The following is a 14,323-nucleotide window of genomic DNA, read 5'->3' as shown; positions in this document are numbered from 1 at the left end:
AACAGCCATGGACCAGATCCGCGTCTGCACCCACGCAGGGCCGGGCAGCGAGCCCGTCATCCGCAGCGTGCCGTGGCCGAAGGTCGGCAAAAAGGCCGCCCTGATCAAGGTCGGCGCGTGCGGCGTCTGCGGCACGGACCTGCACATCCTGAAAGGACATTGGCCGAGGCCGCTGCCATGGCCGTTCACGCTCGGCCATGAGCTCGGCGGAATCATCGTCGAATGCGGCGACGAATTCACCGAGGACTTCATGAGCAAGCCGCTCAAGGTCGGATCAAAAGTGATGATCCCGCCGCTGATGCCCTGCGGCCGCTGTTATTACTGCATCCATTATCCCCTGACCGCCAACAAGTGCCTGACGCCGGTCTATTACGGCCGCTATCTCGGGTTCGACAAGGCGCCTCACATGTGGGGCGGCTGGGCCGAATATGTCTATGTCGATCTCGACATGCTGCCGGGCACCAAGATCTACAAATTGCCGGACGACATGTCGCTGCGTCTGGGTGCGCTGTCGGAGCCGCTGACCTCCTGCATCCGTGCCTTCAATCGCGCGAGCCGCGCCGGCGGTTTTTCCTGGGGCGACACGGTGGTGATCCAGGGCTCGGGCCCGATCGGCATTCTCGCGGTCGCTGCTGCCCAGGAGATGGGGGCAGGGCGCGTGATCTGTGTCGGCGCACCGGAGGAGCCCCGGCTCAAGCTCGCGCGCGAGTTCGGCGCCGAGGCGACGGTGAACATCGACGAGCTGACATCGCCGCAAGACCGCATCGCGCGCGTGCGTGAGATCGTCGGCGGTTTCGGCGCCGATCTGGTGATGGATTGCTCGGGCCACCCCTCAGCCGGCCCCGAAGGCATCGAGATGCTGCGCGACGGCGGCACCTATGTCGAGATGGGCCAGTTCACCGACGCCGGCTCGATCGAGACCTCGTGGCACCGCATCTGCACCAAGGATCTCAATGTGTTGGGCTCCTGGGGTTTTACCGGCAACGATCTGCCGCTCGGCGTCGACATGCTCTACCGCACCCGTGACAAATATCCCTGGCTGAAGATGCAGACGATCTATCCGTTCACGGAAGACGGCGTCGCGCAGGCGGTGAGGGACGCGATGGCGATGAAGACGGTGAAATCGACGATCGTGCCGTGGCCGGAACTGGTGGAGTAGGCGATGGTATCGATTCCGCACGAGCTCGCGGCGTTTCTGGTCGAAGCCAAGCGGCGGACCTATGCGGGCCTCGACGACGACGCCACCGTGGCCGCTCCGCTGCTCAGACGCTCAAAGCAGCTCGAGCATCGCGCGGCACCCTATGCCTATCGCGATATCTATTTCGGAATAGGGTTCTTTGTCGGCAGGAGACCGTGTCTCGGGATGAGCGCGTCATTTGGTCGATTAGCTACAGCGGTGGCGTCTGCGCGGAGATCACGGATCGAGACACCTTCCTCGCGGTCTACAAATTCCTGCGCCAGGCGTTGCTGGACGTCAGCGTCGAGTATCCGTTTCGGGGCCCGCATCTGTTCGAGCAGGCAGGCATGATTTATCGGAACGAGGTCGAGGGCGCGCTCGATCGTTTCCACGGTGTCGAGACGATCGCGCGGCAGGATGGCGTGCCGCTCTATGCGGTCCGTTACAGTGGCGGTTTGTTGCGATAAAGTCTCGCGAGCCCTGTAGCCCGGATGGAGCGCAGCGTAATCCGGGATTCTCGCCTGTGGCTCCTCCTATTCTGCTACGCTCTATCCGGGCTACGAGCCGGCGTTTGGAATGAAGGACGAGATGACAACCGAACCGATCCAACGCACCCGCTCGCCCTTCCGCGCCATCCGTGCGATCGACTACACCGTCGTCTTCGTGCGCGACATGGCGGCGATGCGCCGCTTCTATGAAGACGTCCTGGCGTTTCCGCTGCTGCGGGAGCTGTCGGCGAACTGGATCGAGTACGGGTTGGGCCCCAACACGCTGGCTCTCGCTACACCGGGCCGGACCGCGACTGACACACCGACGCCGGCGGGCAGTGCCTCGCTGCAACTGGCTTTTAAGGTCTGCGCGGCCGAAGTCGATGCGTGTGCCGACGAACTTGCACGCCACGGCGTGGCGCTGCTGTCGCCGCCGACGAACCAGTCGTTCGGGCATCGGACGCTGTTCTTCCGTGATCCCGACGGCAATCTTTTGGAGGTCTATGCGGAGATCTGAACCGCAGGAGCGGGCGGCCGTGCACGAAAAGTTCCATCGAAAATCCCCGAGTTATTCACGCCGGGGTGAAACTTAGGCCCGGGTTTCGGCTTTCAGTTCACGGGAGAGTTCATCGTGAAGCGAATCCTGAAACCCGTCAGTTACATCCTGGCCGCCATCTACTTCCTGGTGGATGCGGTCTTTATGGCTGTGGCGAGGCCAATCTCGCGCTGGATCGGGCGGCACCTCCAGTTGAAGCGATTGCGCGGCTGGATCAGATCGCTGTCCCCTTACTGCTCGCTCGCCCTGTTTTCCGTGCCCGTCATTATCCTGGAGCCGGTCAAGCCCGTGGCGGCCTATCTCGCGGCGACCGGCCAGGTCGTGAGTGGGGCGGTGACGTTCATCATCGGCGAGCTGCTCAAGCTGGTGCTGGTCGAGCGCCTGTTCCATCTCACCCGTGACAAGCTGATGAGGATTCCAGCCTTCGCCTGGGCCTATGGGAAGGTCACCGAGGTAAGGGCATGGCTGCAGGCGACCGAAGCCTGGCGCGCGGTCCGCGCCTTGGGCCGCGCGGCGAGGGACACTGTTGCGCAGGCCAGAGCCAGGCTGGCCGGCGGATTCGGCAGGCTGGTGACCTCCAAGGATTAGGGCCCGCGCGTCGCTCTCTATGCGAGCTTGCGGGCCGCGGCGGTGGCCTTGTCGCCCGTGTTCGGCGTGCCGGTTGGCTCGATCAGCAGGAGATGAACTTCCTCGCGCGCGACCGGGCGATGCTCAACACCTTTGGGCACGACATAGAGTTCGACCGGACCGAGCGTCACCGTGCGATCCCGCAATTCGATGTTCAGGCTGCCTTTCACGACGAGAAAGAAATCGTCGGTGTCGTCGTGCTTGTGCCAGGTGAACTCTCCCTTCACCTTCACCACCATCACGTCGCAGTCGTTGAAGGTCGTGATCGTGCGCGGAGACCAGAAATCCCCAAAAGTCGCGAGTTTGTCGGCAAGCGATATGCCGTCGGCCATGTGTCACCCTTCTTTGCTTCCTCGTTAGGCACGATTTGGGGGCGACGCGCTTGGGCGACAAGACTTGCGTCTCGACGGCTGTGGTCTCGTCGCAAGGCGTGCAGTCGCCACACAAGCCGTTCGACCGAGAGAGGTCATGTGCACATCTCGGCACGCCCAATGGTGTGAAATTGAGCCGGGTGGCCGCGAAACCCTCTGCTTCGGCGCAAAGTCCCGCTATATGCAGCAAAACGGCCCGGAAACGCTGGATGTAGTGGGTCGAGCTGGCCAGTAAGCTTATTCTCGGCATCACCAAGGCCATGCGTCATAGGCATGGTGATTTGCCCGCACTTGGCGTAAAGAGCGTCCAAATCAAATCACCACGCGTGCGGCTGGACCATTTGCCGCCTACGCAGCTTCAGGTCGCGCGGCTCGACGTTCCGCGCCTGGACCAACCAAGGTTTATCCCGTGTCTTTTCCGACCATGAGTGCGCCGCTCGCCCGAGCTTTGGCCGAGCGCAACTACGACCGTCCGACCCCCGTTCAGCTCGCCGTGCTCACGGACGAGGCCGCAGACCGCGACCTCTTGGTTTCGGCCCAGACCGGCTCCGGCAAGACCCTGGCCTATGGGCTGGCGATGGCCAAGGACCTGCTGGGCGACGCCGAGCGGTTCGAGCGGGCGGGTGCACCGCTCGCCCTGATCGTGGCGCCGACCCGCGAGCTTGCCCTGCAGGTCCATCGCGAGCTGGCGTGGCTGTACGAGCATGCGAGTGGGCGCGTCGTCTCCTGCGTCGGCGGCATGGATCCCAGGCGCGAACAGCGCGAGCTTGCGGCCGGCGCTCATATCGTCGTCGGCACGCCCGGCCGGTTGTGCGATCATTTGCGCCGCGGCCGTCTCGACATCTCGGAATTGAAGGTGGTCGTGCTCGACGAGGCCGACGAGATGCTCAATCTCGGCTTTCGCGAGGACATGGAGTTCATCCTCAAGACCACGCCGGACACGCGCCGCACCCTGATGTTCTCAGCGACATTCCCGCGCGGCATCGTCGCGCTGGCCAAGCAGTATCAGCAGCGGGCGTTCCGGATCGAGGTCGCTGGCGACGAAGGCGGTCACGCCGATATCGAGTACCGCGCGATCCGGATCGCGCCCGGCGATGCCGAGCACGCGGTCGTCAACGTGTTGCGCTTCTACGAGGCGCCGAGCGCGCTGGTGTTCTGCAGCACGCGCGATGGTGTCCGGCATTTGCAGGCGGCGCTGCTGGAGCGCGGCTTCTCCGTGGTCGCTCTGTCCGGTGAATTGACGCAGAACGAGCGGACCACGGCGCTGCAGTCGCTGCGGGACGGACGTTCGCGCGTCTGCGTGGCGACCGACGTCGCCGCCCGCGGCATCGACCTGCCCAGCCTCGATCTCGTCATTCATGCGGACCTGCCCAACGATGCCGAGGTCATGCAGCATCGCTCCGGCCGCACCGGCCGCGCGGGCCGCAAGGGGACGAGTATCCTGCTGGTGCCGCCCGTGCGGCGGCGGCGTGCGGAAATGCTGCTCAACGTCTCGGGCATCGACGCGGTCTGGGGGACGGCGCCGCAGCCGGATGAGATCCGCAAACTCGATCACGAGCGCATGAAGGACGTGCTGTTCACGGAAGAGACCACCGCCGACGATCTGGCGCTGGCGCAGGCCCTATTGGCCGAGCGGTCCGCTGAGGATATCGCCGCTTCACTCGCACGGCTCTATCGCGCGCGGCTGCCGTCGCCCGAAGACATTATGGATCCCGGCGAGCGGAGCAGCCGGCCGCGCGAGGATCGCGGCCGCAATGATACGCGCGCACCGCGCGACGATGTCCGCGCTTCGCGTGGCGACGATCGGCCCGAAAGGGCTCGACCCAAAGCGGGAAAATCGTCGTCGAAGCATGGCATGGCGGATGGCAGCGTCTGGTTCCGGGCCAACATCGGACGAAAAAAGAATGCGGAAGCGCGCTGGCTGTTGCCGATGATCTGCCGTCGTGGCGGCATCGACAAGAACGATATCGGCGCAATCAAGATCATGGACACCACGACCGAGTTCGAAATTTCCGAGCGGGTCGCGGAATCCTTCGCCGTGAAGATCAAGCGTCCGGACAAGGAAGACAATATCCGCCTCGAGCCGATGGCGGATGCGCCGCAGCGGCAAACGGCTTCGGAAGAGCGGTCCCACGCGCCGCGGCGCGACAGCGGCGACAGCGATCATCGCGACCGCGCGCGCGAGCCGAGCGGGTTCAAGCCGCAAGGCAAACCTCAAGGCAAGCCACATGGCAAGCCGCACGAAAAGCCGTACGGCGAGCGCACACCGAAATTCGACGATGCTCCTTCCTTCGCAAAGAAGAAAAAGCACAAGAACAAGCCGGGCCACGCCGAGCCCTCGGTCACGTCGTGGTCTGAGAAGGGCGCCGCCGGAAAGAAGCCGAAGACGAAAAAGAAGCATCGCACCTGACGGCCGCCTTCCGGCGTCGCCGGGGAGGGGCGTTACGCAGCGAGGTCGCGCAGCATGTAGGTTGCGCTGTCGCCGTAGGTCGCAAGCTTTGCCCGCAGCTCCGCATCCGCCTTGACGGGCCGAAAGCCGAGACGCTCCCACAGCGGCCGCGTGGCGTAGACCGACACCAATGCGAGCGTCGCGAGCCCTGACGCGCGCGCGAGCTGTTCGATCGCCAACACATAATCGCGCGCAACGCCGCCGCGAAAGTCGGGCAGCACCGCGACGTCGTGCAAATAGAGGCAGTCCGCATCGCCGGGCAATTGCTCGAGCAAGCCGTCGAGCGGCGGAATCCGGTGCTGCATCCAGGGATGCGCGAGACCGTAGCCGACGATCCCGTCGTCCGTGGCAAGCACGCGGCAGCCATCGGGATAGAGCCGCATCTTTTCCGCGAACACCTCGGGACGTTCAGGCAGATCAGGATGGATCCGCGCTGCGATCGTGCTGATCGCCGGCAGATCGGAGGCGTGCGCGGGACGCCAATGCGGCTTGCTCATGTCGACCCGTGGTTCCGTCTCCATCATTCCAGTTTATTCCGATGTGACGATGCGTGCAGCGAAAAAAATCCTTGCCGCCATCTCAGGAATACGGCGGCTCGCGCGGCGTCCTACCCATGCAAGCCCATTGCATGACAGGAGAGACCATGACGACATCCTCGATCCGCCTCGCGCTCACGCTCGCAATATCGCTGGCGATGATTCCCGCCGCTTTCGCGGCACCGCCGACCAAGACCGGCAAGACCGACAAAGGCAACGTGCTCACCGACGCCAAGGGCATGTCGCTCTATACTTTCGACAAGGATGCTGACGGCAAGTCGGCCTGCAATGGTCCGTGCGCGACCAATTGGCCGGTGCTGAAGGCCGAGGCGAGCGATGCCGCCGCCGACGGCTACACCGTCATCACGCGCGACGACGGCTCCAAGCAATGGGCCTACAAGGGCAAGCCGCTCTACACCTTCGCCAAGGACACCAAGCCCGGCGACGTCACTGGCGACGGCTTTCTGAACGGCGCCTGGCATCTGGCGATGCCGTGAGTAGGGTGCACTGCTAGCGCAGTCCCTCATACACCATCAGCCCGCGTGCGATCTGCAGCTTGCGGATCGCGCGCGGCAGCAGTTTTTCCGGCTGGTGCAGATAGCGCCAGGAGGTGAGGGCGAACGGGCCCAGCGCGCCGCATTCGTCGTCGAACGGCGCGAGCACGCCTGTCACGCTCACCGGTGTATGCGGGCGGGCGTTGAACGGCAGCAGCAGCAGCTCGAGATAGGCCTTGCTGCCGTCCTCGCGTGTGGCGGTGACGCCGGCGATTGCGCCGAGGCTCTCGTCGGCGACGATGGTCGTGATCTCTTCGATCTCGCGGCGGCTGGCTTTGTTGAACAGCGCCGCGAAGCTCGAATCCTTGAGGTCGCACCCGGCGAGCGCGCAGACGCGCGTGCCCGCGACGCGGAACGGGAAGCCGAGATTGGGCTCGCAGGACAGCACGAAGATGTCACCGAGCAGGCCGCGCACGGCGGCCGGATCGATATCAGCCCGGTCTGGCGCCCGCGCAGTGCCGCGCTTCTCGTTCCAATATGCGAAGAACTCGCGGCTCGACGGATGTTTCATGACTGAACGCTTACCCCGGGGCGCAACCTTGCGGGACAAACCTGTCCCGCTTCAGTGCAGCCGCGATCCCTGTGTTGTTGTGCAGGAGGGGCTTTGCAGCGTCCATGCCGCAGCGGCGTTTTCGGCGTCCCCGGCGCTGCCTTTGCGTCGTTAACGTTAAATTAACTATGCCCTTTCCGTGCGCCGCCCCGCTGCTATGGTGATCGCGGTCGCAAGCTTCGCCGCTTTTCTCCAGGTTCTCGGCGAGGCCTGTACACAGGCGTCAAACAGTTTGGTCACCGGCCGCGGGGAGGGGTGGGGATACTCCCGTCTCTCTGGGTACCGGAAGTCCGACACGGATAGGCAGGGCTTTCCCAGGGCCCTGCCTTTTCCTTTTGTGCACTTGCGCAGGGCGGGCAAAGGCGACTATCTCCAAGGCCTGTCGTTACGCCTGTCGCTCCGATCGCGCCTGAAAGCGAAGCCGCCTTGGATTCCCCGCCAAATTCTCCGCCGCAAGATCCTCCGTCGCGAGATGCTTCGCTGGAGGTGCCGGCCGTCGTTGAGGAGGCTCCGCGCGAGCCGATCCTGACGCTGCCGTTCGCGCTGACCGCCTATATCCTCCTGCTCGCGGTGATCCATCTGCGGGTGCTGCTGCCGCCGGAGCTCGAGAACTGGACAATCGACGTCTTCGGCTTCATCCCGAAGCGCTACGATTCCTCGCTACTCAATCTGGAGATTCCCGGTGGGGCCGGCGCCAAGGTCTGGACCTTCGTCACTTATTCGCTGCTGCACGCCAATCTCACCCATCTCGGCTTCAACGTGCTGTGGCTGTTGCCGTTCGGCAGCGCGCTGGCGCGGCGCTTTGGCGCCATCAGGTTCTTCCTGTTCCTGGCGGTGACGGCGGCGGCCGGCGCGCTCGCCCATCTCGTCACCCATGAGCACGCGGTGGCGCCGATGATCGGCGCCTCGGCCTCGGTGTCCGGCGCGATGGCGGCGGCGATCCGCTTCGCCTTCGTTCGCGGCAGCTTCCTGTCTTTCAGCCGATCGGATGCCGATACCGCCGCAAGAGTTCCGGCGCTGCCGCTGTCGCGCGCGCTGCGCGACGGGCGGGTGCTCGGTTTCCTCGCGGTGTGGTTCGGCGTCAACATCGTTTTCGGCGTCGGCGCGATCGGCGTCGATAGCGAGACCACGAGCGTTGCCTGGCAGGCGCATATCGGCGGCTTCCTTGCCGGCCTGTTGCTGTTCACGCTGTTCGATCCCGTGCCGCGCGCGCGAAGCGATGCTGCGGATGCGTCATCACAGGACATTTCAGACCGTATTTGAAGCGGCGCTTGCGGCGCCGCCCGAATTCATCCATCATTCCCAAGAAGAATGTTCCGAAGCGACAGGCCGCTAGCGGCGATGCTTCGCAAAGCGCCTGAGCGTGAAACCGGCGCTGAAACTGTTAGTTGAAGACTCGAAGAACAAGTCCGGACCGCGAACAGCGGACGGTTTCGATTCAGGGAGGCGACAATGACGGTACGTTCGATTCTCAACACCAAGGGCCACCAGATCATGAGCGTCGAGCCGGACGCCAAGCTGGCGGTCGCGGTCAAATTGCTCGGTGAGAAGAAGATCGGCGCGGTGCTGGTGATGAACCAGAGCCGGCTGGAAGGCATCCTGTCGGAGCGCGACATCGTGCGGGTGATCGGCGAACGCGGCGCCGGCGCACTGGAGGAGCCGGTCTCGCAGGTCATGACCCGCAAGGTCGTCACCTGCAAGGAGACCGACACGGTCGCCGAGCTCATGGAGATGATGACCACCGGCAAGTTCCGCCATCTGCCCGTGGTCGACAACGGCAAGGTGGTCGGCCTGATCTCGATCGGCGACATCGTCAAGCGTCGGGTGCAGGAATACGAGTCCGAGCAGGAAGCCCTGCGCGACTACATCAAGACCGCCTGATCAGGCCTGCTGGTCGGCTTTGGGCGCGGCGCCCTCCGGCGCGGGCGCCAGCTCGTGGATTGCCTCCTGGATGGACTCCAGCGCGCGCTCGGCCGCGCGCGTGCCCAGGGCGATGAGGTCCTCGGAGCGGTGGAAATCGAACCAGCCGAATTGACCGATCCGCGGTGTGATCAGCATATCGGGCGGATCGCCGGCGAGGCGGGCCCGGGTGATGCGGTCCTGCATGATGTTGAAGGCGTCGACCATCACCGAAGAGAGGCCGGGCCGGGAGCTGCCGCCGCCGAAGAACTCGCGCTTCACCGTCTTCTCAGGCGAGAAGAATCTCGGGAAGCGCCGCTTTGACGCCGGCTCTTCGGCCGCGGGGATCACCGGTTCAGGTATCGCGCCGTGCGAATAGACCGTCGTCGAATAGGTGAAGATGTCGCTGGAAAGGTTTGCGGCGATGACGATTTCCGCGCCGAGCGCGCGCGCGGCCGAGACCGGCACTGGGTTCACCAATGCGCCGTCGACCAGCCAGCGATCGCCGATCAGGACCGGAGAGAAGATGCCGGGCAGCGCATAGGAGGCGCGCATCGCGTCGACCACGCGGCCGCGCGTCAGCCAGATCTCGTGGCCGGTGCGGACCTCGGTCGCGACGGCGGCGAACTTGACCGGGAGGTCCTCGATCTGGCTCTGGCCGCAGGCAGCCTCGAGCCGGGTCGCCAGCTTCTCGCCGCCGATCAGGCCGGAGCCGTTGAGGCGGATGTCGAGGTAGCCGAGAATGTTGCGCATCCCTTGCAGGCTGCGGCCCCATTCTTCCAGCGTATCGAGCCGGCCGGCCGCATAGAGGCCGCCGACCACCGCGCCGATCGAGGTGCCGACCACGACGTCAGGCACGATTCCGTTGGCGAGCAGGGTCCGGATAATGCCGATATGGGCGAAGCCGCGCGCCGCGCCGCCGCCAAGCGCAAGGCCGATGACCGGCCGGCGGATGCTGCCCAGGCCGACTTTCTCGGCGACCTTGTCGCTGTTCGAACCCCGACCCTTCAATATGTCCAGCACCGAAACTCTCCTACGCCGGGACCCGCCATCAGACTAGGCACCGCAGTCGCGCTCCGCCAGAACCGGGCCGAAGCATGGTTTATGCCGGTTTGGGAAGGGCACGGGGCAGGAGTATGGCGAGGCGCGGTTGCCCCTGGGGTAATCACGCAGGCGTCAACCGGGTTCCAAAAGCCGTGTCGGGCCGTATTTCTCGGGGTTTCGGAGGCTTGAATTTGCCGCGTTTTCGGTGAAAAGCAGGTGGCATGACTCTCGGGGGTGACGGCATCATCGGATGGCGGCGCAGCGCATCGCTGCTGCCGGCGCTGATCCTTGCTGCCTGCCTCTATGCCCTTGGCCAAAATGCTGCGCAGGCGCAGCTTTTCTCCGATCGTCCACCGCCGGTGCCGCCCGCATCGGTGCCCGATCCCGGCGGCGCGGTCAGTCTGGCGCCGCCCTCCGGCCCGGGTGCCGGACCGCCGAGCCTGCCGCCGACCCTGTTGCAGCCGACCACGCCCAGCATGCCGCCGCCCGCGGTCACGACCGTGCCGTCCGCCGCGCCGCTCAACGCGGCCGTGCCCGGGCAGGGCGTGCTGTCACTGACGGCGAAATACGGCAAGGACACCCCCCCGATCACCAGCGGCCTGGTCTGGCGCGTGTTTGCCGATCGTCCCGACGAGAACGGCACCTTCAAGCTGATCCGCGAGGACCGCAATGCCACGCCGAACATCGTGCTGCCGCCCGGCAATTACGTCGTGCATGTCGCCTTTGGCCTCGTCAGCGCGGTGCGCACCGTCAGCCTGAAGGCCGAGACCGACCGCGAGTCCTTCGTGCTGCCCGCCGGCGGCTTGCGCATCGAGGGCCGCGTCGGCACCAGCCGCATTCCGCAGAACCAGATCTCGTTCGCGATTTACAAGGGCAGCCAGTTCGAATCCGGCGAGCGCGCCTCCCTGGTGCCGAACGTCGCCGCCGGTGACGTCGTGCTGCTGCCGGAGGGCACCTACTACATCATCTCGAATTACGGCGATGCCAATTCGGTGGTGCGCTCGGACATCCGCGTTCAGGCCAGCAAGCTCACCGACGTCACCATCACCCACCGCGCCGCCGTCATCACGCTCAAGCTGGTCAGCGACAGGGGCGGCGAGGCGCTCGCCAACACCGCCTGGTCGGTGCTGACCCCGGGCGGCGACGTCATCAAGGAATCGATCGGCGCCTTCCCGCGCGTCGTGCTCTCGGAAGGCGAATACCGCGCCATCGCCAAGAACGAGGGCAAGGTCTACGAGCGCGGGTTCAACGTCGTCAACGGCGTCGACGGCGAAGTGGAAGTCGTCGCGCGGTAGTGCTTGAGCGGTGATACCGCATGCGGCCTGACGCTGGTCTTCGTGTCTGGCGAACACGTCTCATTCAGCGCACGGATCTCCCATATCTTATTACCGCCAGTCCTCGTCACGTGGGAAAGCGGATGCTCTCCGCTGCTCCGTTTGGTGTTGCGATTTGAATAGCTTTGTCAGCGCTACCAGGCAGGACCGACAAACACCGGCACCCCCGGCTTATTCCAGCGGCGCCGCGACTTCCTCACAGCCGGTGCAAGATACCTATTTCCGATAATCAATTTTATTCGCTTTCCATCCTGCTGCGTTATATGTCGGGCATCCCTCCAACGGAGGAGGCCGGAGCAGGCTCGTGCGTCTGCGAGACCGGCAAGGAGCAGGGGACCAAGCTCGTCGGCATGTTCGAAGTGATCCTCACCAGGCGTAAGCGGTTCGGCTGGCGGTGGCAGGTGTGCGACCAATCCGGCAAGAAATTCGCCGATGGCTTCGAGCGCACCCGGCCGTCCGCCAAATATCATGGCGAGCGCGCATTGTTCTTTCTGTTGTCGCAGGCCCATCTGCGCAACCGCTTGGCGACGTCCAGCGAGGACTAGTCGCCTCAGCGCGTGCGGGTCTCCGCAGCCCGGCTTGCGCTTCGCTTCATCCGGCGACTAGACTTCTCTGCGAGCGCCGTCAGATGTCCACAACGAGCTTGCCCTGCGTCGCGTGATCGCGGATCAGCGCATAGGCATCGCCGACGTTCTCCAGTGTGAAGTGCCGGGCATCGAGCGTCGGCAAGAGCTTGCCGGCCTCAACCAGGCGCGTGGCTTCCGCCATGATCACTCCGTGATGCGCGCGGCCTTCCCCTGAGAGCAGCGGCAGCAGCGTGAACACGCCGGAATAGGTGGCTGCGCGGAACGAGAGCGGCGCAAGCGCGTGCGAGCCCCATCCGAGCGCGCTCACGACATGGCCGAAGCGGCGCACGGCTTCGAAGGAAGCGTCGAGTACCTGACCGCCGACGGTGTCGTAGACGACGTCGAAGCCGCGGCCGCCCGTATGCTCTGCAACATAAGTCGCGATGGCGGTATCGCGATCGATGAAGGTCGCGCCAAAGCCTTCGATGGTGGCGCGCTGCGATGCCGAGCCGGTCGCGAACATTTCTGCCCCGAACGCGCGCGCGATCTGGATTGCCATGTGCCCAACGCCGCCTGCGCCGCCATGGATCAACACCTTTTGTCCGGCCTTCAGCGCCGCGCGGTCGATCAGTCCTTCCCAGGCCGTGATGAAGATGAGGGGCAGGGCGGCTGCCTCCCGCATGCTGAGATTGGCAGGCTTCAACGCCAGCAGGTCGGCGTCGACAGCGGCGAATTCGGCGAGCGATCCCTGCACACCGCCGACGCCTCCCGTCATGCCATAGACCTCGTCGCCCCGGTTGAACCGCGAGACGTCACGACCGGTCTGTTCGATCACGCCGGCGAGATCCAGCCCGAGGATTGCAGGCAGCGGATGGCGCGCATGCGCCGCCGCGCCCGCATGGATCTTGGTGTCGAGCGGATTGATCCCGCTCGCGCGGAGTCGCACCAGCACCTCGCGCGGACCGATCTCGGGCGTGGGGACGGTTGAGGGGCGCAGCGGCGCGTTGTGGGTCTCCAGGACGGCCGCGCGCATCGTCGATTGTCTCGTCATGATCGTCTTGCTCCGTTGTCGGCCTCCAATATGCCCATGATTTTTTGCATGGGAAGGAATGAGAATGTACGATTGTCGTGCGTTTTTGTATGAGGAGGCTTCCGGTGGACTGGAGCGATCTGCGCATCTTCCTGGCGGTTGCGCGCGAAGGCACTCTCGGCGCGGCCGCACGGAAGATCGGCCAGACCCAGCCGACGATGGGACGGAGACTTCGTGCGCTCGAAAAGTCGCTCGGACAAACGCTGTTCCAGCGCACGGCGGATGGCTTCGTGCTGACCGACGAGGGCACAGCTGTGCTGCGCCATGCCGAGCGGATTGAAGAGGAGGCGCTCGCCTTGGAGCGGCGTGCATCCGGCGCGGAGACGCAGCTCGATGGCTTGCTGCGTCTGTCGTCGTCGGACTGGTTCGGGACGGTGATACTCTCGCCGCTGATTGCCGCGTTCGGCAAGCGCCATCCCAAGGTGACCGTCGAGCTTCTGACCGATGCGCGCCTCTACAGTCTGCCGCGCCGCGAGGCTGATCTCGTCTTCCGCATCAAACCGTTCGACGAGCCTGAAGTGATCTCCCGGAAGCTGCTCCATATTCCCTACGCTCTCTACGGCAAGAAAGGCAGCAAGCCGCCACGCGCCGGCGACGGAAGCGGTATCCGTGTTGTGACCATGAACGCCGAATTCGCCGACATGCCCGATGCCCTCTGGTTGAAGCGCACGCTGCCGAATATGCAAATCGCCTCGCGCAGCAATAATAGGCAGGCGCAGGCGGAGCTTTGCGCGAGCGGCGGCGGGCTGGCAGTGCTGCCGCGTCCCCTCGGCGACCGCGACCGCCGGCTGGTCGCGCTCGACATCGGCGCGACGCCACCCGGCCGCGACACCTATGTCGGCTATCACCGCGATCTCAGGCGCCTCGCTCGCCTGCGCGCGCTGCTCGATCTCGTGATCGATCGATTGGCAGGGTGATTGCTTTTGATACCCTGCTGTGACCAGGGCGTTCGCAGCAATACCCCGGGACAGGTGCGGCGCGAGCCGGATTGTGCTGGGATCATCCGGCTTACAAAACCTTGCGGCGCCCGTCAGGCAAAACACCCAAGCTGTCGGTCAATTCCTAACTTCAAAAATATTCCG

At 64.8% G+C, this 14,323-nt stretch carries 16 protein-coding genes; 11 read left to right on the top strand and 5 right to left on the bottom strand.

Translation table 11 applies throughout. The annotated features are described in order from the left end of the window. Nucleotides 1-7 precede the first annotated feature (7 nt). The 4 genes from IVB47_RS00695 (at nucleotide 8) to IVB47_RS00680 (ending at nucleotide 2,809) form a co-directional block, all read left to right on the top strand. Complete coding sequence (locus IVB47_RS00695) at nucleotides 8-1,159, top strand: zinc-binding dehydrogenase (protein WP_247459340.1); 1,152 nt, start codon at nucleotides 8-10, stop codon at nucleotides 1,157-1,159. A 194-nt stretch (nucleotides 1,160-1,353) separates the two neighbouring features. Further along, the gene (locus IVB47_RS00690; protein ID WP_247459338.1) at nucleotides 1,354-1,644 is read left to right on the top strand and encodes a DUF5680 domain-containing protein; all 291 of its coding nucleotides are present in this window, start codon (nucleotides 1,354-1,356) and stop codon (nucleotides 1,642-1,644) included. Between the two features lie 109 nt (nucleotides 1,645-1,753). After that, complete coding sequence (locus tag IVB47_RS00685; RefSeq protein ID WP_247362208.1) at nucleotides 1,754-2,182, top strand: VOC family protein; 429 nt, start codon at nucleotides 1,754-1,756, stop codon at nucleotides 2,180-2,182. A gap of 114 nt (nucleotides 2,183-2,296) precedes the next feature. Further along, on the top strand, nucleotides 2,297-2,809 hold the full coding sequence (locus tag IVB47_RS00680; protein ID WP_247459336.1) for a hypothetical protein: 513 nt from the start codon (nucleotides 2,297-2,299) through the stop codon (nucleotides 2,807-2,809). A 17-nt stretch (nucleotides 2,810-2,826) separates the two neighbouring features. On the opposite strand, the gene IVB47_RS00675 is transcribed toward IVB47_RS00680, so the two are convergent. Beyond that, nucleotides 2,827-3,180: a cupin domain-containing protein gene (locus tag IVB47_RS00675; protein ID WP_247459334.1), complete on the bottom strand. Its 354-nt coding sequence runs from the start codon at nucleotides 3,178-3,180 to the stop codon at nucleotides 2,827-2,829. A 463-nt stretch (nucleotides 3,181-3,643) separates the two neighbouring features. Between IVB47_RS00675 and IVB47_RS00670 the strand changes: the two genes are divergently transcribed. After that, complete coding sequence (locus tag IVB47_RS00670) at nucleotides 3,644-5,629, top strand: DEAD/DEAH box helicase (protein ID WP_247362791.1); 1,986 nt, start codon at nucleotides 3,644-3,646, stop codon at nucleotides 5,627-5,629. Between the two features lie 32 nt (nucleotides 5,630-5,661). Here IVB47_RS00670 and IVB47_RS00665 read toward each other — a convergent pair whose 3' ends face one another. Beyond that, entirely contained in the window at nucleotides 5,662-6,165 is a 504-nt protein-coding gene (locus IVB47_RS00665) for a GNAT family N-acetyltransferase (RefSeq protein ID WP_247459537.1), read from the bottom strand. A gap of 146 nt (nucleotides 6,166-6,311) precedes the next feature. On the opposite strand from IVB47_RS00665, the gene IVB47_RS00660 reads away from it, so the two are divergent. Then, on the top strand, nucleotides 6,312-6,701 hold the full coding sequence (locus IVB47_RS00660) for a hypothetical protein (RefSeq protein ID WP_027567806.1): 390 nt from the start codon (nucleotides 6,312-6,314) through the stop codon (nucleotides 6,699-6,701). A gap of 13 nt (nucleotides 6,702-6,714) precedes the next feature. Here the strand turns inward: IVB47_RS00660 and IVB47_RS00655 are convergent, their stop codons facing one another. Further along, on the bottom strand, nucleotides 6,715-7,269 hold the full coding sequence (locus IVB47_RS00655) for a PAS domain-containing protein (RefSeq protein WP_247459332.1): 555 nt from the start codon (nucleotides 7,267-7,269) through the stop codon (nucleotides 6,715-6,717). A gap of 525 nt (nucleotides 7,270-7,794) precedes the next feature. Between IVB47_RS00655 and IVB47_RS00650 the strand changes: the two genes are divergently transcribed. Then, a complete protein-coding gene (locus tag IVB47_RS00650; protein WP_247362199.1) occupies nucleotides 7,795-8,571 on the top strand; it encodes a rhomboid family intramembrane serine protease in 777 nt (258 codons plus the stop codon). Between the two features lie 189 nt (nucleotides 8,572-8,760). Next, nucleotides 8,761-9,189: a CBS domain-containing protein gene (locus tag IVB47_RS00645; protein WP_007611784.1), complete on the top strand. Its 429-nt coding sequence runs from the start codon at nucleotides 8,761-8,763 to the stop codon at nucleotides 9,187-9,189. Here IVB47_RS00645 and IVB47_RS00640 read toward each other — a convergent pair whose 3' ends face one another. Next, nucleotides 9,190-10,230, bottom strand: a complete 1,041-nt coding sequence (locus IVB47_RS00640; protein WP_247459330.1) for a patatin-like phospholipase family protein — start codon at nucleotides 10,228-10,230, stop codon at nucleotides 9,190-9,192. Nucleotides 10,231-10,472: 242 nt separating this feature from the next. Here IVB47_RS00640 and IVB47_RS00635 point away from each other — a divergent pair, with 242 nt between their 5' ends. Together IVB47_RS00635 and IVB47_RS00630 are read left to right on the top strand one after the other, a co-directional pair. Next, nucleotides 10,473-11,546, top strand: coding sequence for a hypothetical protein (locus tag IVB47_RS00635; protein WP_247287127.1), 1,074 nt, complete (start codon nucleotides 10,473-10,475; stop codon nucleotides 11,544-11,546). Nucleotides 11,547-11,848: 302 nt separating this feature from the next. Beyond that, nucleotides 11,849-12,130: a hypothetical protein gene (locus IVB47_RS00630; protein ID WP_027567811.1), complete on the top strand. Its 282-nt coding sequence runs from the start codon at nucleotides 11,849-11,851 to the stop codon at nucleotides 12,128-12,130. Nucleotides 12,131-12,209: 79 nt separating this feature from the next. Here the strand turns inward: IVB47_RS00630 and IVB47_RS00625 are convergent, their stop codons facing one another. Then, nucleotides 12,210-13,202, bottom strand: coding sequence for a zinc-dependent alcohol dehydrogenase family protein (locus tag IVB47_RS00625; protein ID WP_247459327.1), 993 nt, complete (start codon nucleotides 13,200-13,202; stop codon nucleotides 12,210-12,212). A 104-nt stretch (nucleotides 13,203-13,306) separates the two neighbouring features. Between IVB47_RS00625 and IVB47_RS00620 the strand changes: the two genes are divergently transcribed. Next, nucleotides 13,307-14,158: a LysR family transcriptional regulator gene (locus tag IVB47_RS00620; RefSeq protein ID WP_027567813.1), complete on the top strand. Its 852-nt coding sequence runs from the start codon at nucleotides 13,307-13,309 to the stop codon at nucleotides 14,156-14,158. The last annotated feature ends 165 nt before the right edge of the window (nucleotides 14,159-14,323 follow it).

The sequence above is a fragment of the Bradyrhizobium sp. 62 genome (assembly GCF_023073035.1).
Lineage (GTDB): Bacteria > Pseudomonadota > Alphaproteobacteria > Rhizobiales > Xanthobacteraceae > Bradyrhizobium.
The sequence above is the reverse complement of the archived record's forward strand: the minus strand, read 5'-3'. Positions and strand labels throughout refer to the sequence as shown.